This is a genomic window from Thalassolituus oleivorans MIL-1 (assembly GCF_000355675.1).
GTDB classification, from domain to species: domain Bacteria; phylum Pseudomonadota; class Gammaproteobacteria; order Pseudomonadales; family Oceanobacteraceae; genus Thalassolituus; species Thalassolituus oleivorans.
On sequence record NC_020888.1, the window covers coordinates 102,383 to 128,878 of the forward strand.

At 45.7% G+C, this 26,496-nt stretch carries 23 protein-coding genes; 9 read left to right on the forward strand and 14 right to left on the reverse strand.

Features of this window, described 5'->3' with window-relative positions; all coding sequences use genetic code 11:
- Positions 1–102: 102 nt before the first annotated feature.
- Together TOL_RS00460 and TOL_RS00465 are read left to right on the forward strand one after the other, a co-directional pair.
- Positions 103–2,883, forward strand: coding sequence for a CHASE domain-containing protein (locus TOL_RS00460; RefSeq protein WP_015485288.1), 2,781 nt, complete (start codon positions 103–105; stop codon positions 2,881–2,883).
- Between the two features lie 315 nt (positions 2,884–3,198).
- The gene (locus tag TOL_RS00465; RefSeq protein ID WP_015485289.1) at positions 3,199–4,317 is read left to right on the forward strand and encodes a fatty acid desaturase family protein; all 1,119 of its coding nucleotides are present in this window, start codon (positions 3,199–3,201) and stop codon (positions 4,315–4,317) included.
- Positions 4,318–4,376: 59 nt separating this feature from the next.
- On the opposite strand, the gene TOL_RS00470 is transcribed toward TOL_RS00465, so the two are convergent.
- Genes TOL_RS00470 through TOL_RS00480 form a run of 3 tightly spaced genes read right to left on the reverse strand, consistent with a single transcriptional unit; the run spans position 4,377 to position 7,854 of the window.
- Complete coding sequence (locus tag TOL_RS00470) at positions 4,377–5,441, reverse strand: LPP20 family lipoprotein (protein WP_015485290.1); 1,065 nt, start codon at positions 5,439–5,441, stop codon at positions 4,377–4,379.
- A gap of 3 nt (positions 5,442–5,444) precedes the next feature.
- Complete coding sequence (locus TOL_RS00475; protein ID WP_015485291.1) at positions 5,445–6,047, reverse strand: penicillin-binding protein activator LpoB; 603 nt, start codon at positions 6,045–6,047, stop codon at positions 5,445–5,447.
- Between the two features lie 4 nt (positions 6,048–6,051).
- The gene (locus TOL_RS00480; RefSeq protein ID WP_041588349.1) at positions 6,052–7,854 is read right to left on the reverse strand and encodes a COG3014 family protein; all 1,803 of its coding nucleotides are present in this window, start codon (positions 7,852–7,854) and stop codon (positions 6,052–6,054) included.
- Positions 7,855–7,969: 115 nt separating this feature from the next.
- Here TOL_RS00480 and TOL_RS00485 point away from each other — a divergent pair, with 115 nt between their 5' ends.
- Entirely contained in the window at positions 7,970–8,758 is a 789-nt protein-coding gene (locus TOL_RS00485) for an alpha/beta hydrolase (RefSeq protein WP_015485293.1), read from the forward strand.
- 59 nt (positions 8,759–8,817) lie between these two features.
- Here TOL_RS00485 and TOL_RS00490 read toward each other — a convergent pair whose 3' ends face one another.
- Positions 8,818–9,081 (reverse strand): YheV family putative zinc ribbon protein, encoded by a 264-nt coding sequence (locus TOL_RS00490; RefSeq protein ID WP_015485294.1) that lies wholly within the window; start codon positions 9,079–9,081, stop codon positions 8,818–8,820.
- Entirely contained in the window at positions 9,081–11,159 is a 2,079-nt protein-coding gene (gene prlC / locus TOL_RS00495) for an oligopeptidase A (RefSeq protein ID WP_015485295.1), read from the reverse strand. The genes TOL_RS00490 and prlC overlap by 1 nt, the downstream gene beginning before the upstream one ends.
- Before the next feature lie 78 nt (positions 11,160–11,237).
- Between prlC and TOL_RS00500 the strand changes: the two genes are divergently transcribed.
- A complete protein-coding gene (locus tag TOL_RS00500) occupies positions 11,238–11,807 on the forward strand; it encodes a gamma carbonic anhydrase family protein (RefSeq protein ID WP_015485296.1) in 570 nt (189 codons plus the stop codon).
- A gap of 79 nt (positions 11,808–11,886) precedes the next feature.
- On the opposite strand, the gene TOL_RS00505 is transcribed toward TOL_RS00500, so the two are convergent.
- Both TOL_RS00505 and TOL_RS00510 read right to left on the reverse strand, forming a co-directional pair.
- Complete coding sequence (locus TOL_RS00505; protein ID WP_015485297.1) at positions 11,887–12,255, reverse strand: VOC family protein; 369 nt, start codon at positions 12,253–12,255, stop codon at positions 11,887–11,889.
- A 9-nt stretch (positions 12,256–12,264) separates the two neighbouring features.
- Positions 12,265–12,615: an antibiotic biosynthesis monooxygenase family protein gene (locus TOL_RS00510; protein WP_015485298.1), complete on the reverse strand. Its 351-nt coding sequence runs from the start codon at positions 12,613–12,615 to the stop codon at positions 12,265–12,267.
- An 89-nt stretch (positions 12,616–12,704) separates the two neighbouring features.
- Between TOL_RS00510 and TOL_RS00515 the strand changes: the two genes are divergently transcribed.
- From TOL_RS00515 to TOL_RS00525, 3 genes are all read left to right on the forward strand, one after another.
- Positions 12,705–13,427, forward strand: a complete 723-nt coding sequence (locus TOL_RS00515) for a helix-turn-helix transcriptional regulator (protein ID WP_025264469.1) — start codon at positions 12,705–12,707, stop codon at positions 13,425–13,427.
- A gap of 310 nt (positions 13,428–13,737) precedes the next feature.
- The gene (locus tag TOL_RS00520) at positions 13,738–15,876 is read left to right on the forward strand and encodes a di-heme-cytochrome C peroxidase (protein ID WP_015485300.1); all 2,139 of its coding nucleotides are present in this window, start codon (positions 13,738–13,740) and stop codon (positions 15,874–15,876) included.
- 19 nt (positions 15,877–15,895) lie between these two features.
- A complete protein-coding gene (locus TOL_RS00525; RefSeq protein ID WP_015485301.1) occupies positions 15,896–17,230 on the forward strand; it encodes a cytochrome P450 in 1,335 nt (444 codons plus the stop codon).
- Positions 17,231–17,311: 81 nt separating this feature from the next.
- Here TOL_RS00525 and TOL_RS19110 read toward each other — a convergent pair whose 3' ends face one another.
- Together TOL_RS19110 and TOL_RS00530 are read right to left on the reverse strand one after the other, a co-directional pair.
- Positions 17,312–17,491 carry a hypothetical protein gene (locus TOL_RS19110; RefSeq protein ID WP_015485302.1) on the reverse strand — a complete coding sequence of 60 codons (180 nt, stop codon included), beginning with the start codon at positions 17,489–17,491 and terminating at the stop codon, positions 17,312–17,314.
- Positions 17,488–18,618, reverse strand: coding sequence for a methyl-accepting chemotaxis protein (locus TOL_RS00530; protein ID WP_015485303.1), 1,131 nt, complete (start codon positions 18,616–18,618; stop codon positions 17,488–17,490). Before TOL_RS00530 ends, TOL_RS19110 begins: the two co-directional genes overlap by 4 nt.
- A gap of 138 nt (positions 18,619–18,756) precedes the next feature.
- On the opposite strand from TOL_RS00530, the gene TOL_RS00535 reads away from it, so the two are divergent.
- Positions 18,757–19,473 (forward strand): tRNA-uridine aminocarboxypropyltransferase, encoded by a 717-nt coding sequence (locus TOL_RS00535; RefSeq protein ID WP_015485304.1) that lies wholly within the window; start codon positions 18,757–18,759, stop codon positions 19,471–19,473.
- Between the two features lie 60 nt (positions 19,474–19,533).
- Here the strand turns inward: TOL_RS00535 and TOL_RS00540 are convergent, their stop codons facing one another.
- Positions 19,534–20,973, reverse strand: coding sequence for a phosphatidylserine decarboxylase (locus tag TOL_RS00540; RefSeq protein WP_015485305.1), 1,440 nt, complete (start codon positions 20,971–20,973; stop codon positions 19,534–19,536).
- Positions 20,974–21,213: 240 nt separating this feature from the next.
- Here TOL_RS00540 and TOL_RS00545 point away from each other — a divergent pair, with 240 nt between their 5' ends.
- Positions 21,214–21,936 carry a YebC/PmpR family DNA-binding transcriptional regulator gene (locus tag TOL_RS00545; protein WP_015485306.1) on the forward strand — a complete coding sequence of 241 codons (723 nt, stop codon included), beginning with the start codon at positions 21,214–21,216 and terminating at the stop codon, positions 21,934–21,936.
- A gap of 70 nt (positions 21,937–22,006) precedes the next feature.
- Here TOL_RS00545 and TOL_RS00550 read toward each other — a convergent pair whose 3' ends face one another.
- The 4 genes from TOL_RS00550 to tsaC form a co-directional block, all read right to left on the reverse strand.
- Positions 22,007–23,863, reverse strand: a complete 1,857-nt coding sequence (locus TOL_RS00550; RefSeq protein ID WP_015485307.1) for a choice-of-anchor I family protein — start codon at positions 23,861–23,863, stop codon at positions 22,007–22,009.
- 130 nt (positions 23,864–23,993) lie between these two features.
- Positions 23,994–24,821 carry a shikimate dehydrogenase gene (gene aroE, locus TOL_RS00555; RefSeq protein WP_015485308.1) on the reverse strand — a complete coding sequence of 276 codons (828 nt, stop codon included), beginning with the start codon at positions 24,819–24,821 and terminating at the stop codon, positions 23,994–23,996.
- 11 nt (positions 24,822–24,832) lie between these two features.
- The gene (gene hemF, locus TOL_RS00560; protein ID WP_015485309.1) at positions 24,833–25,786 is read right to left on the reverse strand and encodes an oxygen-dependent coproporphyrinogen oxidase; all 954 of its coding nucleotides are present in this window, start codon (positions 25,784–25,786) and stop codon (positions 24,833–24,835) included.
- A gap of 107 nt (positions 25,787–25,893) precedes the next feature.
- Positions 25,894–26,439, reverse strand: coding sequence for an L-threonylcarbamoyladenylate synthase type 1 TsaC (gene tsaC, locus TOL_RS00565; RefSeq protein ID WP_015485310.1), 546 nt, complete (start codon positions 26,437–26,439; stop codon positions 25,894–25,896).
- Positions 26,440–26,496 lie beyond the last annotated feature (57 nt).

Sequence of the window (26,496 nt, forward strand, 5' to 3'; positions counted from 1 at the left end):
TATTAGGTGCCAGAAAGGGGATCTAAATATGGCTTAAGTACGAGGTCGCTAGATCTTCTATGGTGTCTATACTGCAAGTATAGTCATCATCGGACCTCGTAAATGCAGAGGAATTTCCTTCATTTTATCCTCGCAGCAATCGGCTATTTCGTCGCTGGACGCATAGGGCTAGAGCTCGCTATCCCTCCTGGGTTTGCTTCTGCAGTATGGCCTGCGGCTGGTATAGCTTTAGCTTCTGTTATTGTTTTCAGGCGTTTACCAGCCTTGCTCGGCTTAGGTGTTGGCTCATTTGTTATTAACCTGGGCATATCCAGTGGCGGCTATGAAAATATAGTGCCTGGGACGATTCTTCCTGCGTTGTTAATTGCCTTCGGTGCCATGCTTCAAGCTGGAGTTGGATGCGTGTTGTTCTCGCGCTTTATAGGGCGAGTCGAGTTCTTAGATTCACCTACGCGCATTTTGCGTTTTGTGATCTTAGTCATCATGTTGGGATGCACGATTGCAAGTTCAATCGGTGCTATGAGTCTATTACTCGCGGGATTTATTCCCGTAGCCGCGATGTGGTTCACTTGGATAACTTGGTGGACTGGTGACTCTATTGGTGTGTTAATTGTTACACCACTTTTACTTGTATTAGCTGATCAGGAAAGACGGTTTAATCTAGTTCGTAAACTTCAAATCGTGGTCCCTTCTTTCACTATGCTCATCATAGTGTATGCCTTATTTTTAAAATCGATCAATTATACCGATCAAGAACACAATTTGATTATTCGCTCTCACACCGATGAGTTTTCTCAACGGCTGCAAGAGCGACTTAGAATATCGGAAAACAAATTGGTCGCATATTCGGCATTTTTTAACGCGTCTAATTCTGTGTCGCGTACTGAATTTGATCAGTTTTCTGCAGTGATTCTAGATTCAGACCAAGTTTTTTATGGATTGGGTTGGACTCCAATCATTGATCATGCCCAACGACTGGAAACGGAAATTAAATTAAAAAAAGAAGGATTTCCAGACTTCCACATTACTGAATTCTCTTCAGACGGCACATTGATTCCAGCTAAAATTAGAAATGAATATGCTCCAGTGCTTTATATTTATCCATTTCAACGCAACAAAAAGGCGTTTGGATTAGATTTATTAGCTAACTCTGCACGAAAGGAAGCATTAACAAAAGCGAAAGAACTGCGTAGAGCTGTAGCTACTGCGCCAATCATGCTAGCGCAAGAAAAAGAAAAATTAAAAGCAGTTATTTTATATTTGCCGGTATTTCTTGATGATACATCCAATCATAAATTTGCAGGATTTGTTAGTGGGATATTGCGTCTAGATGGAATGTTAGGGAGCGTCTCATCAGATGCTGATAGTCGTAACTTGTCATTTAATATATACGATGAAACTGACCTGAATAATCCCATTTCTCTATTTGAGTCTAGCGATAATTCTTTAGCAGGTTTTGAACCAGAGAATTATTACACCGAATTCGGTGAGCGAAGGTATCGCATTGAAATTTATGCAAATGAAAATTTCAATTTTGGCGGTCGTGATTGGAGTAGTTATGTTATTTTGACCGGTGGTTTTTTGTTAATTGCTTTATTTCAAATTTTTCTATTGTTAATAACCGGCTCTGTCGAACATGTACAGCGGCTGGTTGATCGACGTACTCATGATCTTAAGCTTGCGATGGACGAAGCTAATGCCGCCAATAGGGCTAAGTCTGAGTTCCTATCGAATATGAGCCATGAGTTGCGCACTCCGTTGAATGCCATTATTGGCTTCGTTAACCTTTGTTTACGTACGCCGCTAAGTCCGAAGCAACGCGACTATTTAAATAAATCTGCTCTTTCATCAACGACTCTTTTGTCACTGATTAATCAATCGTTAGATTATGCGAAAATAGAATCAGGAAAGTTGGAAATTAATAGTGAAGATTTTTCTTTGTTAGAACTTATCAATAAATTAAATGCACTATTTTCTTTGCAAGCCTCAAATAAGAATTTGGATTTTGAATTCAGTATTTCTGGAGAGATTCCGGGCTACTTGATCGGAGATGGTTTGCGCGTCGAGCAGATCTGTTTGAATTTGTTAAGCAATGCTTTTAAATTCACTGAGAAAGGTGGTGTTTATGTGCACCTTCAATACGATTGCTCTCACAGTATTTTAACGATTAGCGTGCGTGATACTGGCATTGGTATTCCAAAACATCAGCTTGAGCAAATATTCGAAGTCTTTAAACAAGCAGACACTTCGACCAGCCGGCGTTTTGGAGGAACTGGGCTGGGCCTTAGTATTAGTCGCGAGTTGGCGCTTGCGATGGGTGGCGAGATTAAAGTGAGAAGTACGGCCGGAGTAGGAAGTGAATTTTTTACGCGCCTAAAATTACCAGAGGTCAAGGGTTCTCAACTCATTACTCAATCGGATGTGTTATTGGATCATGCGGAAATGTTGGGTGATCCTTCTAGTATTGACGATGTTCTAGTGGTCAGTAATGCCAATAGTGGAAACAGTACGCCGTTAAAGAATATTCGAATTTTACTTGTGGAAGATGTTGTAATAAATCAGATTCTGGCGCAGGAAATACTCCAAGAGTTTGGTGCTATTGTCAGTGTCGCTGATAACGGTAAGGTGGCTCTGGAGATGCTCGAGCGTCACGGTGCTTTCGATGTTGTGCTGATGGACATTCAAATGCCTGTTATGGATGGCTTCGAAGCAACCGAACGTATTCGTCAAAATCCTAAATATGCTGATATGCCAATACTTGCTATGACTGCCAATGCGTTGGATATAGATGTGGATAATTGTCTCGCTATTGGCATGCAGGGGCATATATCTAAGCCGATAGACATTATGATTTTGATGAAAGAGATTCAGAAAAACATTTAAATCGGTTCTGTAAATTAGAGACGCTTGTGAAAATTTGGTACGTTAATACCAATATAATTATCATAATATAAGTGCCTTGAATTCACTAATGAATACAAATACTTGCCTGTAAGTTAATTTTTAGACCTCGCTGGTATGTCGTAACTAGTTGTTATTTATGACTTTTTTGAATTTCATTGCCATTGAAAGGCTCTCCGTTTGTTGCGTTGATCATAAGTGGTGTTAAAACCCGCTAGAAAATCGATGTTGGACAATCCCGAGCGTAAAGTAAAAACTGCTGGCCTAAAGCACTAAGTCGCTTATTAGGGAGCAGTCATGATTCGCCAAGGGTATCCGTCACCTGACACTTTGTTGTCATTCGAACGCCAGTTAAATACGATCCGTGAAAATGCTATGAGTGAAGTGGGTCAGCAGGATGCGGATTACATTCGCCGTGTTATAAGAGTTCAACGAGCGAGCGCCCTCTTAGGGCGAGTGATCATGGTGTTGGGATTTTTCTCGCCTGTGTGGTGGCTATTAGGCGTTGCCTTATTAGGCTTGGCCAAGATTCTCGATAATATGGAAATTGGCCATAACGTTATGCATGGTCAATACGATTGGATGAATGACCCACACATCAATTCGCGACGCTTTGAATGGGATATCGTCGGCGATGCTGATTCTTGGAAGCGTGTGCATAATTATGAGCATCACACTTACACCAATATTATCGGTAAAGACCGGGATTTTGGTTACGGCGTATTGCGCTTAAGTGATGACTTGCCGTGGCGCCCTAAAAATCGTTGGCAGATATTTTCTTATGCAGCACTGAGTTTGTTATTTCAGTGGGGTGTTGCTTATCATGAAGTGGCAGGTGAACGAATTTTTGTTGGTAAGCCGAAAAAAGACAGCAAATTACCGATTTCACGCAATCAATTAAAGAACGACTTTTTTCAAAAGATTCGTAAATCGACATTTAAAGACTATGTGTTCTTTCCGTTAGTTGCAGGATTGATTGCCGGAGCACCTATGATTCTGGCTGTTTTGGCCGGTAATGCTATTGCTAACCTAATTCGCAATATCTGGACATCGACTGTTATTTTTTGCGGTCACTTCACTGAGGATGTTCATACTTTCAATGAGGCTGACTGCGAAAATGAAACCAGAGGACAGTGGTACTATCGTCAAATTCTAGGCTCATCAAATTTAGAAGGACCTGTCTGGTTTCATATTTTAACCGGGCATTTGAGCTGCCAGATTGAACATCACTTATTTCCTGATGTACCTGCCTACCGCTATCGGGAGATGGCTAAGCAGGTTCGCCAAGTCTGCGCAGAGCATAATATTCCTTATAATTCTGGATCATTTCTCAGCCAATATGTGACTGTGGTGCAACGTATTTGGAAGTACTCTTTTCCAACCAAAAATACGGTTACTGAAAGTCCTGCAAACTAATAAAAAAGCCCCCTCAGGATTCAACTGCCTGAGGGGGCTTTTCGTTATTTTAAGCTGAATTAGCGTAAACGAGTGACTAGGCTCTGTGCTAACTCGTCAGCTAATAAATCAGCCACTTTTTCTGACGCTTTTTGTAGTGCCAGTTGTTTAATCCCTGATACTCCTTTTGCTTGCTTGCTAAAGGTACTGATGACCTTTCCTTGATCGTCACGCAAGATGACGCGACTGTTAGCAAATACGTATTGGTTACCCTCTTGTTCACGAGTATCTAATTGCGCACTTACTTCAAAGGTTAAGTCAGCATCGGCACTGTCGTTTAAACGTAATCCTTGTGTGGTCAGGGCTTCTATCAAGCCGCCACGCATAATTCTTGCGCCATCATCCAAAAGTACGAGATGTACTTGCAGTTCTTTTAAAGCATTTAAAATGGCATCGCGATAAGCGGCCAATCCAGCATTTAATGCGGGGCGACGGCGTTCGGGGCTAATCAGTGCGTACTGATCGGCTAATTGCGCACGCATAGCAAATTCGCTGAGCGCAGGTAGCCGCTGTTGTAGTTGCTTTAATCTGCTGCCGTTGGCTAGTGGCGTTGCCGCCATGGCATTGAGTTTTACTTCAACATCACTGATTTGTTGTTTAATGCGCGCCGCTGCTGCTACGCGATCAAGCTCTGCCAGTGCGTAGGCATACTTGTCGTCGACGTAGGTTTTTACAATCGCAACTTCATCCAACTCGGCTTTTGGAATTTGACTTTTCACCACCTGACTTAGCGTTTGCTGCACGCGACTGGATTCGCCATTTAAGCGAAATTCCGTCGTGTCGTTGGTGTTTTGGCCACTGACTGTCACCTTAAGTTGGCTAACCAAGTCGGCCCGAGCAAGCTCGCCAGCACGTTGCACCGCTTGCGTCGGATTACCGTAGATTTCCATGCTGCCGATACCATAAGCCATACCGCTACGCTGTGGTGGCTGGGTCGTCCACGCCGGTAGACTGTTGGCTTGGATATGATCTTCGGGAACAACGCTGGTGTCCGACTTATTGGTCGCGCAGCCGTTTAGCAGCAGTCCTGATACAGCTAAGGCCATGCACAATGCATGGCATTTAACAGGATGTGGAAGCGTCATGGTTTAGAGTCCGAATTTCGATTTTTCCTGAAGTTTCTGGATCTTCTTCTGGCCGTTCCACACTTCGAGGTTGGATTCCATATCGATCAGTTTCATATCGACTTGATAGAAAGTGACACGCTTTTTACCCACTTCATCGACGATGGAGTTGATGCTGCCAGACAGGGCGAAATCAGCGGCTTTTTCTTGGCCTTGCTGTTTGGCATCGGCAGAGTTTAGCTCTTGATCTTTACGTTCTTCACGTAACTCTGTGCGTTCTTCACCACCGGCCACAAAGCCTGCTTTACCAGAACGAATGACGGCGCGTTTGATGTCGTTTACAAAGGTGTCGATGGCAATATGTTCAGATGATTTATTGCTAATACGCTGAATAATCACGGTCGGACGACGGTTATTACTCATTTCAAAATCACGCGCCCACGGGAAGGCCATCATGTCGGTGATCATTTCATTGGCCACCAGTTCAGAGTCTTTGGCGTTCCAGCGATCCGACAGAGCGATCTCTTCACTGGTATCAACACGAGATACTTTAGTGGCGCAGCCACTCATAAATACTGACGCGCCGATAACGGTTGCGGCAGTAACGATTGAAAGACGTTTTAGCATGACATTATTCCTTTGATGGCAATGATCTGGTTGGTTTCTTTTCACTCACAATAGCTTTGTCATCATTTGTTGGTGCCGGTTCAGCGGCGCCGTCTGAGACAGTTCGTTGCGGTGGTTTTGCGGTGTTTGTTTCTGGCGTTGGTACAGCCGTAGAGCCGGTACTGGCGGCCATTGAGCGCACCTGCCAAAGTTCAATATCGCCCGGCTTTAAGGTGAAGCGTTTGCTGTCGCGATAATGTTGCCCGTTTTTGATGTCAGAATCGAGGCTAACTTGGTGTTCTCCGGGTTCTAAAAAAACGCGGCTAACACGAATATTGGCTGGTAGTAGTAACCAGCTACGGGTCTCGGCAGCGTCGGTTAGCTGTGCCGCTAATTTCCCTGCAAACGCTAAAAACCCCGAACTATCGCCGTTGCCGATAGATGCTGCTGTAATGGCTTTCAATGCCGAACGCGCCAGCGCTAACTGAATATCTTTGCCTGAACGTACAATTTGCTCTTGTACCGCCATTTGCTCAGGACTGGCGGCTTCTAACATGGTCCACGATGCTCCATCGCTGCTTAACCGCGTGCTACCGAGTATCTGCGGCGGCGAATAATAGGGCACGGTAATACGCATCGAGTTGCCCACTGCTTGGGTTAAGCCAATATTCTCTGCTTCGCGGTACAAGGGACCGAGCGCAACGGTTTTGGTAAATAAGCGCAGTTCGTTGTTACGTACTGCGTTTAGATAGGCAGTGACTAATTGGTATACGCTCTTGTCGGCATAGAGCAACCAAAACCAGGCCAACTGATCGGCTTCATAGCCGATAAAATAGGGCCGAATATTGAGAGATTTAAGGTTTGGATTAACCGATAACTCCAAGCTCATTTCTTTGCGTTGAGACACTAAGCCTTTATGTTCGATGACAATGAGTTGCGCTTTGCCATCGAGTGTATTCAGCTCGTTCTGGCGTACTTTTGATAAGTGTTTTTTGGCGAGCTGACGCCATTCATTATCGTAACCGCCTGCGGTGCGCATCATACGCACGGTGTCGAACCAAGCCTGTTCTTCCATGCCATCCGCTAGGCGGAATTGCTTGGCATAGCCGGTACCGTAACTCGTTGCTGCGGTTTGATAGCTAATACGTGCATCGTCGTACTCGCCATTCATTTCAAAACTCAAACCCGATAAATAGTGCGCCAACGCATCATCACGGTAGAGAAAATCGTCGTTATTTACCCAGTTACCGAGTAGCAGTTCGAATATACGCATGAGTTGATTAAAGGTTTGTTCTTTGGCATCGCTGGCTTGCTGATACGTCCCTAAACGAGTCTTGAGGTCGTTTAAACGAATAATCAGGCGTCGCGCTTCGATGCGTGCGCCCTCAATAGCATCGAGACGTTCGTTGCGAGTAAGTGCTAACTGCGCCAAACCAAAGTAGTTCAGTGCCTTGTAGTAATTGATTAATACTTTTTCGTAGTCGGCACCGCCATAAGGGCCCTGGCGCGGATTGGTCATTAGCGTATAAAACGAGTTAGAAACGCTGATGGTATCGAGGCTTTCGCTAATTTGTGCAGCGCGTTCAAGTAGGTCGTTACTGGCAGCATAGTCGCCTTGTAGATGCTTAAGCACCCCCAGCTCGAGGTGATACAAGAGACGATCATTACCGTCGGGAGTTAGGCTGCTAGTAATAATGGCTTCGGAGCCAGCATAGTCGCCTTGTTCAGCCTTCGTTAATGCGCCTTGAATACCTGCACCATAGGAAGCACAGCCTGTAATGCCTAGGCTTGTTAGCAATAGTAGTGATAGTAAGGGGGCGAACTTCACGAACGATCTCCATGTGAATACCATCGAGTGTATCGGCTGAATTCAATTTTCGCTATCTTGTGAGCTTAATGAATAGGTATTTATAGATCATTATTCACAACAAGGAGACATCCTCATGAGTGCTTCTGGAAAGCAGCCCGTCGTGTTAGTAGCTGGTACATTTTGTTATCCCGAAGCTTGGGATGCCATGAAGGCTGAGTTGGAACAGCGCGGTTTTGACGTGTATGCGCCGCCACTGCGTTATCACGACCTACCCATATTGGAAGGCTCGCGCAAAATGGCCGAGGTTAGCTTAACGGACTACGCCGATGATTTTGTCGAGTTGATTAAGACCCTAGAGAAACCACCGATTATCATCGGTTGGTCGATGGGGGGCTTGATCGCGCAGCTTGTCGCGCAACGAGTCGAACACGCGGGCCTAGTGCTGCTCTCGCCCGCGCCCGCTGCCAGTATGTTCGCAATGTATCCCAGCATGCTGAGAATCTTCCAACATCACTTTGCGCGTTGGGCGTTTTGGCGCAAGCCCTTGATCCCAGAGTGGGAAACCTTTGTTTGGGGTACGGGGCATTTAACCCCTAAGCCATTAATGGCTGAGATCTTTGATCAACTAAAAGCTGAATCTGGCCGCGCTTATTTTGAAATGTCGATGTGGTTTTTAGATAAAACCAAAGCCAGCAAAGTGTATCCCGAGCGTATTAAAGGCCCGGTACTGGTGATTGCGGGTGAATCTGATCGAATTGTTAGAACCCCCATTAGCCGCCGCACAGCAGCGCGTTACACCAATAGCGAATTTATCGGTTTAGTGAATATGGATCATATGCTTGTGGTCGGGGAAGGTTTACAGCGGGTGATGGGCAAGCTCGACCCTTGGTTGGCTGCGCATGGATTTAATGCCGCTAACTAAGATTTAGCGGTTTAACAATAGCGACTGAGTTTATTCAGTCGCTATTTGAAATTGCTTAATTACTTTTTCGGATTTAATCCCAAAATCCTAAGCGGCTGCTCACCTTCATCGAGAATCGCTTTGCCATCCGGTGTTACGCGGGTAACGATCTCTTTTGCTTGATCTTCGACCGCCTGTTCACTGGTGGTTTGGCTATAACCGCAACTCACGCATTCGCGAACTTCTTCGCCCTCGTCGTTGGTAAACATCACGGTTTTATCCATTTCTGCGCATTTGGGGCACACGGCCCCAGCAATAAAGCGGCGTTTTCTTACGGTTGTCATTACGCTGCTTCCTCACCCAAGATACCGCAATGACGCAGTAGCGGCTCCACCGATGGTGCACGGCCACGGAAGTTTTCGAACAGTTCCGCAGCATCACGGCTACCGCCTTGGCTTAAAATTTCACGCAAGAAGCGTTCGCCGGTTTCGCGGTTAAAAATGCCTTCTTCTTCAAAACTTGAAAACGCATCGGCACTTAATACTTCGGCCCATTTATACGAGTAATAACCCGCGGCATAACCACCGGCAAAGATATGGCTAAAGCTGTGTTGGAAACGGTTGAACTCGACCGTTGGTACAACAGTAACGCTCTTACGCACGTCGGTAATAATGGTTGCCGCATCCACTGGGTTAGCGGCGGTATGTTCGCGATGCAAGCGCATATCGAAAATCGAGAATTCGATTTGGCGCATGGTCATCATGGCGCTTTGGAAATTCTTTGCCGCAAGTAATTTATCCAATAATTCTTGTGGCAGTGGTTCGCCGGTTTGATAATGGCCAGAAATAAAGGCGAGGGCTTCTGGTTCGTAGCACCAGTTCTCCATAAATTGACTAGGCAGTTCAACCGCATCCCAAGCAACACCATTAATACCACTGACACCGGCAACGTCGATTTCGGTCATCATGTGATGTAACCCATGACCAAATTCGTGAAAGAGCGTGGTTAATTCATCGTGAGTTAATAGTGCGGGAGTATCGCCTACCGCAGGCGAGAAATTGCAGACCAAATAGGCAACTGGGGTTTGTATGCCATCTTGGGTAGTACGACGAATACGGCAGTCGTCCATCCATGCGCCACCACGCTTTTTCGCACGGGCGTATAAATCGAGATAAAAGGCGGCGATTTTTGCGCCGTCTTTGTGTACTTCAAAGTAACGGGCGTCGGGGTGATAGGTATCGAAGTCTTTAATCTCAACAAATTCAATACCGTATAAACGGGTTACCGTTTCAAACATGCCTTTGATGACGGTATCGACCGGTAGGTAAGGGCGGATATCTTCTTGCGAGATGCTGTAGCGTTGTTGGCGCAGCTTCTCGGAGGCGAAGGTAATATCCCAAGGTTTTAATTCCGTTAAGCCCAAAGTCTCGGCGGCATAGGCAGAGAGTTCAGCAAATTCACGTTCGGCTTGCGGTTTCGCTTTGGTGGCTAAATCATCTAAGAAATCCAACACTTCTTGCGCAGAGCCTGCCATCTTCGTGGCAACTGAATATTCAGAGTAGTTTTCGAAGCCCAGCAAGGTAGCGAGTTCGTAACGTAAATCGAGAATTTCGTTCATTACCGCGCTGTTATCAAACTCACCGGCATTTGGGCCTTGCTCCGAAGCGCGCGTAACAAACGCGGTGTACAGCTCTTGGCGCAACTCGCGGTTATCGGCGTAGCTCATAATTGGCATATACGACGGGAAGTCGAGGGTGATGACATAGCCGTCAAGGTCGCGTTGTTGTGCTTGCTGCTGCAACAAACCCAACGCGCTTTCGGGTAAACCGGCCAGTTCACTGACATCAGTGATTTGCTTGCTCCACGCTTGGGTCGCGTCTAACACGTTCTCGCCAAATTTACTGGTCAGCTCGGATAAGCGCTTTTGAATCTCGCCATAACGGGTTTTCTTGTCGCCGGATAAATCGACACCGGCCAAACGGAAATCACGCAGTTCGTGTTCAATCGAGGTTTGTTGCGCTTTCGATAGGTTGGCAAACTCTGGGCTATTACGCAGTGCTTCGAAGGCTTTAAACAACTCGGTATTTTGGCCGATTTCAGTACTATATTGGCTCCATAACGGTAAGCATGCGTTGTAAGCATCGCGTAGCTCATCGCTGTTTTTAACCCCATTTAAATGGCCAACCGGCGACCACGCTTGGCTAAGTTCGTCATTCCAGGCTTCTAACGGCAGCACCAAAGATTCCCAGGTTGGGTTAGTAAGGCCTTGCAGCAAATTATTAATGCGCTCGCGGTTGGTGTTTAGGCGTTGCTCGATGGCAGGCAGAACATGCTCCGGCTTGATCGCAGAAAACGGTGGTAGGGCGTGCTCTTGCAGTAATGGATTGGATGACGCATGAGCACTAGAAACAGGGTTAGACATGAAGAACTTCCAAAGCGGTGGCAATAGATAGAGTATTTGGGTCAAATACTAAAAATACAACCAGAGTCGGAGCGAAATATGAGCGATCAAAGCGGCAAACTGCTCACCAGCGTGCGCACTTATCAAGGTATTAGCCCAAAACTCGGTGAACGCGTCTTTGTCGATCGCAGCTCAGTGATCATTGGTGACGTAGAATTGGGCGACGACTGCTCAGTCTGGCCGTTGGCTGTGATTCGCGGCGACATGCATCACATTCGTATTGGCGCACGCACCAGCGTACAAGACGGCTCGGTGCTGCACATCACCCATGCTTCTGACTACAACCCCGGTGGCTATCCGCTGATTATCGGCGACGACGTCACCATCGGCCACCAAGCCATGTTGCACGGCTGCACCATCGGCAATCGCGTATTAATCGGCATGAAATCCATGATTATGGACGGTGCAATTGTCGAAGACGAAGTCATCGTCGCCGCCGGAGCGACTGTTTCTCCGGGTAAAGTGCTCGAAAGCGGCTTTGTGTATATGGGCACCCCAGCGAAAAAAGTCCGCCCGATTACCGAAAAAGAACGCAGTTTTTTTACCTATGGTGCAGGGAATTATGTGCGGCTGAAAGATAAGCATCTGGCTGAAGGGTATGATAGGTGAGTTAAATCTGCATGTTATAAAAGAAAAAAGCTCGGCGTGCAGCCGAGCTAAATCAGGAAAATAAACCGAAAATTAAAAACTACTCCGGCAAATGACACACCGCCTCAATATTATGCCCATCCGGATCTAACACAAACGCACCGTAGTAATTCGGGTGGTAGATTTCTCGAATGCCCGGTGCGCCATTGTCTTTCGCACCGGCATCGAGTGCGGCTTGGTAAAACTGTCGCACTTGTTCGCGATTTTCGGCTTTAAAGGCAATGTGCATAGGGGCGTGAACCGCTGCGCCTTCGCCTAGCCAAAAATCGGGTTTTCCTTGTTGGCCAAAACCACCCCAGCCTTGTACTTCGAGCACGAGTTCGGCGCCGAGTGGCTTTAGTGCTTTTAGATAAAACTCTTTGCTTCGTTGGTAATTACTAACGGCAATGCCCATATGATCAATAAACATAATTCTCACCTAGTTTGTTAGATTCCAGTGTTTTATGACTTGGTAATGCGCCGGTGGTGCGGCATTGGGGTCGTCCATTTCTTGCATCATAGCGAAGTATTTAAGGCAAAAAGGTGACTGCATAATGCTGTGACCTGCTTGGGCGGCGGCCTGCTCCGACTGCCAAAAGACCAGATCAACCCATTGGTTGTCTTTACCTTTTAGTAGTTGACGTTGCAAATAGCCGGGTTGTTGTTTGAGAAATTGGGTTTCAACGTCGGTGGCTGCCTGTATTAGATCACTTTCATCGATACCGTCTTTCAGGGTGTAGGGCGCCCATTCGATGGTGCGATTTGCGCTGGATTGTTGTTGGTTTGGCATTGGTTGCTCCTTGTTTAATCAATGTGGTTAGGAGTACTCAGTGTGGTTATAACTATGACAAGATATGGCACAGTTGATGACACTATGGAGTGATAAATTTGCATCCATCAGATCGTTTGCAGCAATTACTGGTGTTGTTGCGCACGAAAGAATCGTTCACCGCACAGCGTCTTGCTGAGGAGTTAGGCGTTAGCCTGCGTACTTTGATGCGAGACGTTGCGCGTCTGCGCGAGCAGGGCTACCCGATTGAAAGCGATACGGGGCGTGGTGGTGGACTGCGTTTACATAAGCGTTTTGGTATTGGCCGCATTAATTTAAAACCCAGCGAGATTTTAGATTTGTTGCTGGCGCTTAGTGTGATGGAGAAATTACCGTCGCCTTTGTTGTTAACCCAGTTGAGCTCGGTTAAGCATAAATTATTGGCAGCGCTGCCCGAGGCGGCTAGACCGCAACTCAGTCAATTACGCCGCCGTATTTGGGTGGGGAATCCGGCGTCAGATACGGTACAGCAAACGTATCAGGCCGATAACGCGCCGGGACGTGAGTTCTTAGAGGCGTTTTTCAATCAGAATCTGTTGTCTATTCGTTATCAACGTGAGGACGGTGAAATCAGCGAACGTTCGATTGAGCCGCATTATCTATTTTTGAACTGGCCGGTTTGGTATGTGTTTGCTTGGGATCACTTACGCCTAGATACGCGTATTTTTCGTCTGGATCGGATGGCGGTGTTAGCTGCCAGCCGCGAGCATTTTAACTTGCGCCCAGAAACGGATTTCTGCGATTGGTTGCAGCGCTTTGGGCAGGGTATTTAATATCTCAGATTTGTTGATTCAAGAATCAGTCAAAACATACTAAAATAAGATGCCAAGCACGCCATGTGTGGTTTTTGGCGTGTCATGGCTAACAGCCTAGTGTGGCAAATATTTTTCTGTGTTCTATGTAAGTGCATGAATACCAGTCTCATTCCATGCAATCGGAACTTTGTTTACGCCAAAATGTCGTGGTGAACATTTTTTAGAGGTTGCAGCGCAATAGATATTGGTGTTTTGTGTTGGTTTATCTCGTCTGTCGTGCTGCGGTACCGCGAATACCAACCTTAACAATCATCTAAGGGATTAGATTATGGCTACTTTGTTCCAGAAGCTCTTCGCTATTATCGTTTGGTTATATAAATATAAATGGCGTCTGCTTGGTTCAGTGATCGGTTTGATGACTATCTCGCTGCTACTGGGCAAGCTTTATCAGCATTGGGATGATGATCCAGATCGCGGCGCTGTTGCGATGGCGAATGGAGCGTTTGGTGAAAGTTATTCTACGCCTGTTTATCTCGATCAAGGTTGGTCTGAATCAGAAAGCCTCTGGTTCTACAACACAACCCAAGGCTCCGGTTTACTTCCTTATGATTTATATCTCTCGTTAGAAGAGTCTAGTTCTCAGCGCTTGCTGCGCGATAACGCGAATATGGATAAATATCGCTACTTGCCACAGAAGCCTACATTCTTTAATCCCAATGGCTTGGCTGTAGGTTTTGTTAAGGACGAATATCAAGGTAAGGATTACGTTGGTTTTACCTGTGCAGCTTGCCATACGTCTCAAGTTAATTTTAAAGGTCAGGCGATTCGCATTGACGGTGGTCCGGCCATGTCGGACATATCTGGATTTTTCGCCGAACTCGAAAAGTCGATGATGGCTACCCTCACTGATTCAGCAAAACAGCAGCGATTTATCGCTAATGTACTGGCGTTAGAAAACAACTATAAGAATGCAGATCAAGTTGTCGCCGATTTGAAAAAGTGGTCGGGTACGATTCATTTGTACAACACCGTTAATCATAGTCATGTGAAATATGGTTATGCACGACTGGATGCATTTGGCCGTATATATAATCGTGTATTGCAGCACATGATTAATAAAGAGCAGTTATCTAATGCGATGAAATTGGCGGTTTCGCCAACAGGGGTTCGTATATTAACCGATGCTCAAATCACTAACGTCTTGGCTGGTGTTGGTGAAAATATTATTGTTGATAGTCAGTTCTCGAAAATTATAAACCGTCTAGCGTCTCATGATCAGGGTTACCCTGGTTTGAATCTGCGCGATCTTCTACGAGTTCGAGATCAAATCTTTAATGAAGCCGATGCGCCCGTTAGTTATCCGTTTTTATGGGATATTGGTCAGTCAGATTATGTGCAATGGAACGGCCTTGCACAAAATTATGCTTTGGGCCCGTTAGGACGCAATACCGGTGAGGTAATCGGTGTATTTGGTATTCTCGACTGGACGGCTGAAGAGCCAAGTCATTTTGATTTGTCGTCGCTACTCACAGACCAAAAAAATAAAAATAAAGTGGTTAATTTCAAATCATCAATTGATCTAACGAACCTTCAGCGCCTAGAGGCGCAATTACAACGATTACAGTCGCCCGTTTGGCCTCAAGAAATTTTGGGAAAAATTGATACCGTGAAAGCAGAGCGAGGACAAACCTTGTTTGCTCAATACTGTCAGGCTTGCCATGTCGTTGTTGACCGCGCTAATAGTAAACGTTTGGTCGTTGCCAGCATGATTGATATTGATATCGTTGGTACGGATAAAAAGATGGCATTAAACGGTGTTCAATATGCGGGTAAATCAGGAAATTTGAAAGACACTGTGCAGGCTACGGATGTGGGCAATGTTGTGATTCGTGAGGATGCGCCGGTTGTGCAAATACTTACTTCGGCTACTAAGGGGGTGATTGCGACACCAGATGCAGATAAGTGGTTTTTACGTCGCTGGCTTGATCGCTTATACACCTTAGGCTTGTCGTTTTTTGATAACGATATTCCCAACACTGTAAAAAGTGGTAACTACAAGTCGGATACTACGTCGAACCCTTATAATTCACTATTGGCTTATAAAGGTCGGTCGTTGAATGGCATTTGGGCGACTGCTCCGTATCTACATAATGGGTCGGTGCCAACTTTATATGATTTATTATTACCGAAAAAACGTGCGGGAGATCCCGATGATGGTGAATATCGCCCAGATTCATTCGTTGTTGGCGCGCGTGAGTTTGATCCCGTCAAGGTAGGTTTTATCTCCGCGGGTTACGATGGTTTTACTTATAACACTAGCATTGCTTTAGATCGTCCTGTGGAGGGTAATGATAATGCTGGGCATGAATATGCTGCGGGAAAAACACCTCAGTTGAATGGATCTGTGTTACCTGCTTTGAATGAGCAACAGCGCTGGGATCTTATTGAGTATTTAAAGACCTTGTAAAGGAACAAAGACAGACGTTATGACTATGGATTTTTTGGCCGAATACGATGCTGCTCCAGATGTAGAAAAATATCCCTTGGTTCGAAAGTGGATTAAAACAAACCCACTACCATTTTTTAAGCAGTTACGAGCAGAACGCCCAATACTTGTGACACCTGAGTGTACCTTGTTGGCAAGGTCTAGCGATGTGCGTGATTGTTTGCAAATGCCGACCATTTTTTCAGTGGATTTATACAAGTCTAAAATGGGCGTTACTGATGATAACCCAGGCTATTTAATGGCCCATGATGACGATGCCTTACATTATCGTGAAAAATCCATCATGCAGAGCATGCTGAATCGCGATGATATTCCACGTATTAAAAAGTTGATTAGTGATACGTCAAAAAAAATTCTCGACGATGCTGATGGTCAGATAGAAATCGTCAATAATTATTGCCGTATGGTTCCTGTTATTTTGGTGCAAAAATACTTTGGTTTCGATGGCATTGAACCAGAAGCCTTATTCAAGTGGTCATATTGGAACCAATACAATACATTTTATAATCAACCGTTCGATCTGAACCCGAAAGACAAACATGATCATATTGTACAGCGTCATGAGGAGTGTACTGCCGAGCTGACTGAATATCTTAAAGCAATGATTCTGCGCAAGCTTTTTGCAGTGAAGGTGAAAGATCGTGTGTTGAAACCAGCGTTAAAAATTAAAAATGCTGTTCGGGGTTTAATTGGTAAAGAACCAGACGTACATGAAGACGATATTGTTACGCGTATGTTGCGTTCATCTTTTCCTGACGAAGTCGATTTCCCCCTGATACGTTTAGGTCGAAATGTTGGTGGCCTGTTAATTGGTACGGTCGAGACGACGTCGAAGGCCGCCGCTCAGGTGATTCATTTCTTCTTAGAACGCCCTGAGTTATTGGCCCAAGCAAAAGCGGCTTCATTGCTGGAAGATACGGATGAAATCGAAAGTCTTGTCTGGGAGGCTTTGCGCTTCGTTCCCATTGGGGCCTATATGTTTAGACAAGTAGCTCAAGATTATATTATCGCTGAAGGAACCGAACACGAAACTAGCCTCAAAAAAGGCACCACGGTATTAGCTTTAACTCAGTCTGCGATGTTTGACGAGTGTGCCTACAAAAACGCCGATGAATTCAATAAAGATCGAAATTGGTATAACAATTTCACCTATGGATTTGGCGCTCATGATTGCTTAGGCAAATACATTGGTATGGCGATGCTTCCCGAAATGGTACGCCAAGTCTTAGCACTAGATGGTGTACATGCTGTCTCAGCAATGGACTTTAAAGATGGTCCATTTCCAGAGCATTATGAATTAGTATGGAATAAGTAGAATATTTAGTGATCTAGTATGACGACCAGAAACTCTTTCAGGCCAGCTCTGTTAACTATAGATAACAGAGCAGTGGTTGATTTATTTCTGGCTTTCTATTACTTCGGCGAAAATACTAACAGCGTCTTTGGTACCTGCTCTAATTTGCAATATAACCGCCCCAGCCTGTTGAGCTAAGTCTAAACCATGAGACGCCTGAGATTTGCAAGCTGTCATGCTGGTTATTGCACTGTTAGTACCCGCTTGAATTTTGCCAATCATATCTGAAATTTCTTGAGTTGATCTGCTGTACGTCCCGCTAGTTGGCGTACTTCATCGGCAACAACAGCAAAGCCTCGACCTTGGTCTCCCGCCCTTGCAGCTTCAATGGCGGCGTTTAAAGCCAGCAGGTTGGTCTGATCGGCAATGCCACGAATGGTATTAACGATCGATGTAATTTGCTCCGATTGTTTGCCTAATTCGGCAATGATGGTTGCAGATTTATCGACAGCCTCAGATATTTGAGACATCTCTTTTGCTGCATCTTGGACTACTTCGGTACCGTGCGCCGCGGCTTTTTCAGTTTCGACGGCTATATGGTATGCGCGTGCAGCATTTTCAGTTTCTAGCTGATTCTTTTTGATATCTTCGGTAATGTCGGTTGCATATTTGATGAAGCCAAAGAGGTTACCTTTGTTATCTATCAGCGGGTTGTATGAGGCTTCTAGCCAGACGACGTTGCCGTTTTTTCCAATTCGTTCGAAACGACTTGATATATAGCGACCACTTCTTAGCTGATCCCAAAACTTTTTATAGTCATCACTATCGGCATAACTTTTGTCACAGAAAATTCTATGATGCTTACCTATAATTTCTTGTTCTGTGTATCCCATTGCGTTTAAGAAGTTACGGTTAGCTGAAACAACATTGCCTTTTAAGTCGAAGCGAATGACAGCGCTAGAGCGATCAACGGCTTCCATTTTAGCTCGGTTTTCATTTTCAGTTTCTACTCGTTGCGTCACGTCGTGTGCGATTTTCAGTATCTTTATAATATTTTTATTAGCATCAATAACCGGTGCGTAAGAGGCTTCAAGCCAAAGCGTTTCTCCGTCACCTTTAACCCTCTTGTACTCACCGTTCATTGTGTTGCCATTGGCAAGATTTCGCCAAAAATCGCGATACTCTGATGAATCTACATAATCACGTTCGCATATTGTGCGGTGGTGACGGCCAATAAAGTCTTGCGCTTGATACCCTACCATCTTTAGGTATTTGTCATTGGCGAACAAAATTTCTCCAGAAGGCGAAAACTCAGCAACAGCCATTGAGCGATATACGGCTTCAACGGTAGAGGTATCAGGCCCCTTGTCGGGGCTGGGCTTCTTACTTGAGTTGCCGAATATGTTCATTGGCCTTACCTTATGGGGAATAGGGTTGTTCGCACATTAAACCTAGATCAGTTCTATGGTGCGTCACGCGAACTGATAGTCGATTTGAAGTAACAATGATAACTTTGCACTAAAACGACACTTGGACATCTCGCTTCTATGTATAACGCTCAATCTGGCCATACAAACTCTGTTACCTTATTGCGTCAGCGCGAGCTTGCTCGATCTAGCCGCGAGTTTCTCGCGCGGGGCAGTCGTGTTAAACGCTGCACGGATTGTATGTTGGCTAAGTCACTGTGCATGTGCTCGTCACGACCAGCCCCATCGGGCGTCGTCGCTGTTTGCCTTGTTTATTATCAAGGCGAGGTATTCAAACCTAGTAATACGGGCCGATTAGTGGCTGATGTTTTGGCTGACAATCATGCCTTTCTTTGGCATCGTACAGAGCCTGATCCTGAGATGCTGGCAATTGTTCAGCGGGAAGATTACGCGCCTTTGGTAATATTTCCATACAACTATGCAGCTCCCGAACGCCATATGAAAGACGACGAGACTTTGCAGCGCTATTTGGCAGGGCGTAAACCTTTACTGATTTTTCTCGATGGCACTTGGCGCGAGGCGCGCAAAATGTTTCGCAGTTCATGGCTGGCTAATTATCCTGTGATTGCGATTGAGCCAACACAAGCGTCGAATTATCGCTTACGCGAAGCCTTTCATGAGCATCAGTTAGGTACAGCAGAAGTGGCAATTGATATTTTACAGCGTATGGGCGAACGCCAGTGTGCAGATAATTTATCGACCTATTTTGAGCTATTTAAAGATCGATATTTAGCCGGGCGAGCGAATCACTTTACGACGGACGATAGCGTTAATTGATAGCAAATAAAAAGCGCCGTCCAATATCATAGGTGGCGCTTTTTACATTTAAATGATTATTTATTCAGGTGCGTTGCCAATATCAAATAAGGTTATTTGATTGCCCATTCGTGTTTGCACCGCTCCGGTTGCTAAACCTTTCGAGAATAATAAAATATTCAACGAACCGCCGTAGAAGAAATTTCCGAGGCGAGTATAGCCACGCTTCACTTGCGCGCCCGGTACGATATCTTCATCCAACACAACCGAGCCAATCGTATCTAGCCCAACAGGAATAGAGGCGACGTAGCCTTCAATTTCGTTACCAAAGACGTTTTTATAGGTCACTTTGATAATCACAACACCGCGTTGAAATACTTCGAATTGGCCGAAGTCAGTTCCTGCACGACCAACATTACCGTCTTGTGGCACCCAGTTTGGCCAGTCAATGTAACCGTAGGTTCCGGCTTCAATGACTTCTGCATGCACTACTTCGCCGCTAACGGGGCTGTGAAAGTGGTGATAGGTATTTGGCATTAATACGCAAGACAGCCCTGTGCCACCGACGAATTTTTGTTTGATATCGTCTGGGGTGTGACCGAGTAGATGAATTAAATCGATGGGGATGTTTTTAACGTCGAGTACGGTATCGGCTTGTAGTGGATTGTTGATGAAGGCACGTTCACTTTCCATTGTGCCACCGAGTACTTGTACTAAAGGATTCATAATGCAGTCGGTTGGCGACGACACTACATAGTCTTTTTCTGGCATGGTGACAGGGCGGCTAGGAATAATTTCATTTTGGGTGTCAATTTTAATTTGGCGCGCAAAAAATTCATTCCAGGAGCTGTAATTGTATTCATCGCCTGCGGGTGGAATATAGTCAGTAATTTCAATACGCGGATCTTCTACCCATTCAGGCACTAGAGCCGCGGAGGCTTGAGTATTCATATAGGCCCCGCGCTGCATACTGAAATCACGAGTAAATTTAAAGCCAGTTTCTAAAGGTGTTAAGTGATCTGGCATATAACCCTGAACAAAGGCTTGTGCGGCTGGGTTTTTATAGTAATACCAAGCAAAATTTTGAATGTACTTTAGGCCATTATCTTGGTCGCCGCTGATGCTAGGTAAAAAGGTACACCAATCGCGGAAGGTGGTTAGCATATTAACTACTAGGCCATCGACGGTGATGTTGCCTTTCCATGGGTTTTCCATTTGGTAAGAGGCGGGTAGCTCTTGCATTTGGGTATCGACGGCCTCTAACGCTTGGTAGGTTTTCTCGTCGCTGACATATCGTTGTGCTAGGTAAAATAATGAGTCGTAACAGGGAGAGTCGGTTAGGGTTGCAATGACATCAGGGGTCAATAGAGGCTCCCCGGTTACTGGTGACATCAATTGGGGCAGAGAGTCTGCTGGGCCTTCGTGCAGCGTGCGCGGTGTGGGCCATAGGAAATAGGCAATAAGTACAAGAATAAGCACACCAACCAATTTGGTGATAGTGCTATTGGATAGCATAGTCATGAGTCTCTCCCTGTAATGGTGGATGCGGTATCAGGCAATTTTTACTTAGCTTGGTTAAAATTAGCATACTGGATGCAGAGCTGCGGGATAACTGGGTTAGGTCAATGTGTCGCAAGATTACTTAGTTCTTTATGCTTTAACGCAAGAAATTGCTGATGATTTCCGTGCCTGAGGCGAGACAGAATGGCCTTTGGCGGTTACAATCTGGCCCTTTCATATAGCCATTAAGAAGCAATTCCCATGGGCAGAGCGTACCAGAACCGTAAAGAATCAATGGCCAAGACGGCCGGAGCAAAAACCAAGGTCTATTCCCGATATGGCCGCGAGATCTATGTGATCGCGAAAGCAGGTGGTACAGATCCTTCCGCCAACCTTTCATTGCGTAGCTTAATTGATCGCGCTAAGAAAGATCAGGTGCCTTCGCATGTGATCGAGAAAGCAATTGATAAGGCCAAGGGCGGCATCGGTGAAGATTACGTTCCAGCGTTGTACGAAGGTATTGCGCCTGGTGGCTGCATGGTATTGATCAGCGCCCTAACGGATAACCACAACCGTACTTTCGGTGAGATTCGCGGTGTCTTCTCTAAGTGTAAAGCTAAGCTGGGTACTCAAGGCTCGGTTTCTCACATGTTCGATCATCGCGCGATGTTTGTATTCGCAGGCGACGACGAAGAAGTTGCATTAGAAGCACTGATGATGGCTGATGTCGATGTTTCTGACATCGATTGTGAAGACGGCATGATCACAGTGTTAGTGCCGCCGACAGATTTCTTCAAAACCAAAACGGCATTGCAGGAGATGAATCCTGAGATCGATTTTGAAGTTGAAGAGATTACCTATTTGCCAACGATGGAACATCCAATTACTGGTGACGATGTTGCCCAGTTTGAGCGTTTTGCTGCGTTGATTAACGATCTAGAAGACGTGCAAGAAATTTATCACAACGGTACTTTTGATAGTTGAACCCGAGTGAATTGAAAAGGGCGCTAACAGCGCCCTTTTTTTATTGCCTTGGTATTATTCACTGAAGTAACTACAACTCCATGATTTGGTAAACCGTTACCGAGCCACTGACTTCATTACCGATTACGATTAATGGATTACCGTTCGGGCTTTCCGTTGCACTGATGAATTTAATGCCTTCTGGGCCAAGGTCGCCTGTATTTGGCACTTGAGTACAATCCATACCTTCAGCAACGTCACATGGGTCGGCTAAATCGTCGTCCATTTCAAACGTGGTGCTAAAGTCACGGTTATTGGTATAGGCCACAAATGTCGCAGCAAATGGGTTGGTGATGTCATAAACGAAAATACCACCAACACGCTCAAGACCGATAAAGGCATAAGTGCGGCCATTAATTTCGCCAGTAGTGATGGCTTCTGGTTCTGCACCTTTGTCATCCGAACGGTTATCACCTTTATTCTCTGTATGCGCAGAGTTAAAATTTGAGCCTAAAACACTTGCGGTAATACGACCGAAATCATCACCAGAGTCGAATACTTGGGTGCCATTTTGATCCCAGATAGAGAAGGAGCGAGCACCAAAAGCGTACAAGGCTTCGTATTCGCCATTCTCGTCAGCATCGCCCACCGCGTTGGTAACTTTTAGACGACCTAAACCGTTCTTACCGCCGTGTTGATCATAAATGACATCCATTTCAGTAGAGAGGGTTAAGTCTTTTACTCTTACTTCTTCTGAGTATGCATTCCAATCGCGCGAGTCGCCTTCGTTTGCTGTAACAACGAAAGTAGCACCATTCCATTCGTAAGCGGCAATTGAATCCGGCTGATATAAACCAAATACGTTATCCACTTTACTGAATAGCGGTACTTCGTCTTTATCTGTGTAATCAAGAGCGTATTGTGACCAGTCTTTTAAACCTAAGCCGCGGACTTTTACTTCGTTATTTTCCAGATTAAGAATAGCGATGGCATTGTTTTCTTGCAGAGTAACGTAAGCGGTTTTGCTGTCGCTTGAGATAGCAATGTATTCAGGTTCAAGATCCTGCGAAACGGTCGTGCCCGCAGGTGAAGCGAATTTTACATCTTCAGCTTGCAGTAATGCGCGACGCTCTTCATCGGTATCGTAATCTTCAGGATCGAGTAAGGCGCTAGCGAAGATCATATCGTCAAAGTCGATAAGTGTTGCTGTATCCGATGGAACGCCTGCAGTGATGGCAATAATAGAAATCGAACCTTCAGGATCGACGACGTAATCTGTATCTGGCTCACCTTCGTTAGCAACGACGACTTTGCTGCCGTCTGGAGTGAAGGTCACCATATCAGGTAATGAGCCCACTTTTACCGCTTTAAGCAAGGTACCTGCACCGGCGGCATCTAATGTGTAAAACAACACAGCACCCGGGTCAGTTTTGTTGGCTGACGCCATAGCAACCGCTAATAAATCGCCATAAACACTTAGGGAGTCAACCGCACCCAAAGCAATGACTTCGTCACCCGATACGGTAACTTCCGTCGGCAAGTTAAATGGCGTTGAGCTTAGGCTGTTGTCATTAAAGGCGTTGGCTACGGCAACCGTCGGCAAGCCGGCAAGGCTAATAACGTCGATGCGATTGTCGGCGCCATTGATTGCCATTGCTGAGTTTGAATTTTTGTGGAATTGCACAATCTCGGCTGCGCTTTTGCCGTAAGAACCGCTGGCATAACGACCGACAACATCAAGTTGTAAGTCGCGAGGTGCACTTTTGCCGTCGGTGCCATTTTGGCCGTCGTTACCGGCTAAGCCAGGGGCGCCATCTTGAGTTACTGTGGTTGTGGTACCGTCTAAGCCATTAAGGCCATTGCTGCCGTCTTTACCATCGTTGCCGCCACAAGCTACTAAGCCTAATGTTGCCGCTAAGCAGGCCGCGCGTAGAATTGATACTTGCATTGTTGCTTCTCCATTAAATTTTAATGACAGAGAAACTAGTACTAATGCATTACCGATTTGTTACAGATGGTCTATTTGGACTATTTTGCCCAAATAGACGCATTTGAAGTGAACTGAAGCCTAAATGTTATTAACGTGTGCGACGCTCATCGCGCAAGGTTTTCATCAGGTGTGCTGTGCTGGGACGTACTCCACGCCATAGAAAAAAAGCCTCGGCCGCTTGTTCTACTAACATTCCTAAACCATCGATTGTAAGTTTGGCACCTTGCTCTGTCGCCCATTGATTAAAGACAGTTGCACTATTGCCATACATCATGTCGTAGCAAACCGTTTCAGGTGAAATAATGCTGGGATTTAACGGCGGCAATTCACCACTCAAACTGGCTGAGGTGGCATTAATAATAACGTCAAATGGCTCGTCTACATCAGCAAATCCTAAACCTGATACTTTGCCTAAATCGGCAAAATCTTCGGCTAGTTGCTCTGCTTTGTTTACCGTACGATTAGCGATCACGATGCAATTGGGTTGTTCTGCAAGCAGCGGTTGCAAAACCCCACGTACAGCACCGCCAGCACCCAATAACAAAATACGCTTATCTTTTAGGGCGATATTATTATTCACGGTAATATCGCGTACGAGTCCGGCGCCGTCGGTGTTGTCGGCTAATAAGCGACCATCGTCAAGGCGCTTCAGCGTATTAACTGCTTGTGCCCGCTGAGCTCGTGGCGTGTATTCATCCGCAAAACGATAGGCATCTTCTTTAAAAGGAACGGTTATATTCATTCCTAGTCCGCCATGTTTAAAAAAACGTTTTGCTTCAGTATCGAAGCCATCCAGCGGCACCAAAATAGCTTTGTAAAATAAATCTTGTTTGGTTTCTGCCGCAAATTCCAAATGAATTCGCGGTGATTTACTGTGGCCAATAGGGTTGCCGACTACTGCATAAAGATCGGTCATGATTTACTCCTTTACACCCATTCTTTATGAGGTAAAAAGTCAGTGTAAAGACGCGCTTCTGGGCTGCCGGCTTCGGGATGCCAATCGTAATCCCAATGAGCCACTGGAGGCATGGACATTAAAATTGATTCGGTACGACCTCCGGTTTGCAAACCAAAAATGGTGCCGCGATCAAAAACTAAATTAAATTCGACATAACGACCGCGACGGTAACATTGAAATTTACGTTCACGTTCACCGTATGGAATATTTTTACGACGTTCGATAATGGGGATGTAGGCATCAATATAGCCGTTGCCAACGGCCTGCATGAATTCGAAACTTTTATCGAAATTTAATTCGTTATTCCAAGTATTTAAATCGTCGAAAAATAAACCCCCAACGCCGCGAGTTTCATTGCGATGCTTTAAGAAGAAATAGTCGTCGCACCATTTTTTATATTTTGGAAATACATCGTCGCCGAATGGCGTACATAAATTTTTTCCAGTTTGGTGCCAATGAATAACGTCTTCTTCAAAGGGATAAAATGGAGTTAAGTCAAAGCCGCCGCCAAACCACCAAACTGGTTCTTCACCTTCTTTTTCCGCAACAAAAAATCGCACGTTAGCGTGTGACGTTGGAATATAAGGGTTGCTCGGGTGAATCACGAGCGACACCCCTAATGCCTGAAAGCTACGTCCGGCCAATTCAGGTCGGTTCGCAGTAGCGGATGCAGGGAGCGTGGCCCCTCGAACATGGGAGAAGTTAACGCCACCCTTTTCGACCACAGCACCTTCGATCATTACGCGAGTACGACCGCCACCGGTGAGGCCTAGCGGACTTTCTGCCTGTTCTCGATCCCAAGTGTCTTCAACGAAGGTTGCTTGCCCATCAGCTTGCTCGATTGCGCTGCAAATACGATCTTGAAGATCCAGTAAAAAGGTTTTTACGGCGGCAATATCACAACCGTGCTGAGGCTGACTCATTCATTTCTCCAGTTCATTGGTGTTCGGTTTTAGCGATCACCATAAAAATTAATTCGCTCTGCCAGCCGCGAATAGGCGGCTGTTCGACTCGCTTGCACAAACTTGGTTCAGCGTAGGCGTTTGCCATCGAGAGTTCGAATCTCCGAAGGTTTATCTCTGCCACCTAAAGCGCCTTGTAAAATGTAATCAGGCTGCTGGGCAAAGTACTGGCGTACTCGCAGAGCGGATCTTGCCGGTTCTTTCCCAGCAGGATTCGCCGATGTCGATACCAAGGGGCCGATTGTAGCGCACAAGGTTTTGACTAATGGATGATCAGTGACACGAATGGCAAGACTTTCGTGGTGCCCACGCAGCCAAACTGGGACACTGTCGACACATGGCAGTACCCAAGTTGTTGGCCCTGGCCAAGTCGCTTGTACTTGAGCAAGGTCTGCTGGTGATAGCGGTTTAATCCAATCGTCAAATTGATCCAATGAAGAGCCTACTAGCACTAAGCCTTTATGCTCTGGGCGTGATTTCATCGTTAAAATTTTGCGTACGGCCTTAGCATTGCGCGGATCGCAACCTAAACCCCATACCGCTTCAGTGGGATACGCTAAAACGCCGCCTAAACGCACGCAGCGTATGGCTTGTTGAATGTGCCAACTGTTCAAGGAAGTTACTCAAAATACTTAGGGAATTGATCAGGGGCAGAACCGTACAACAAGGAC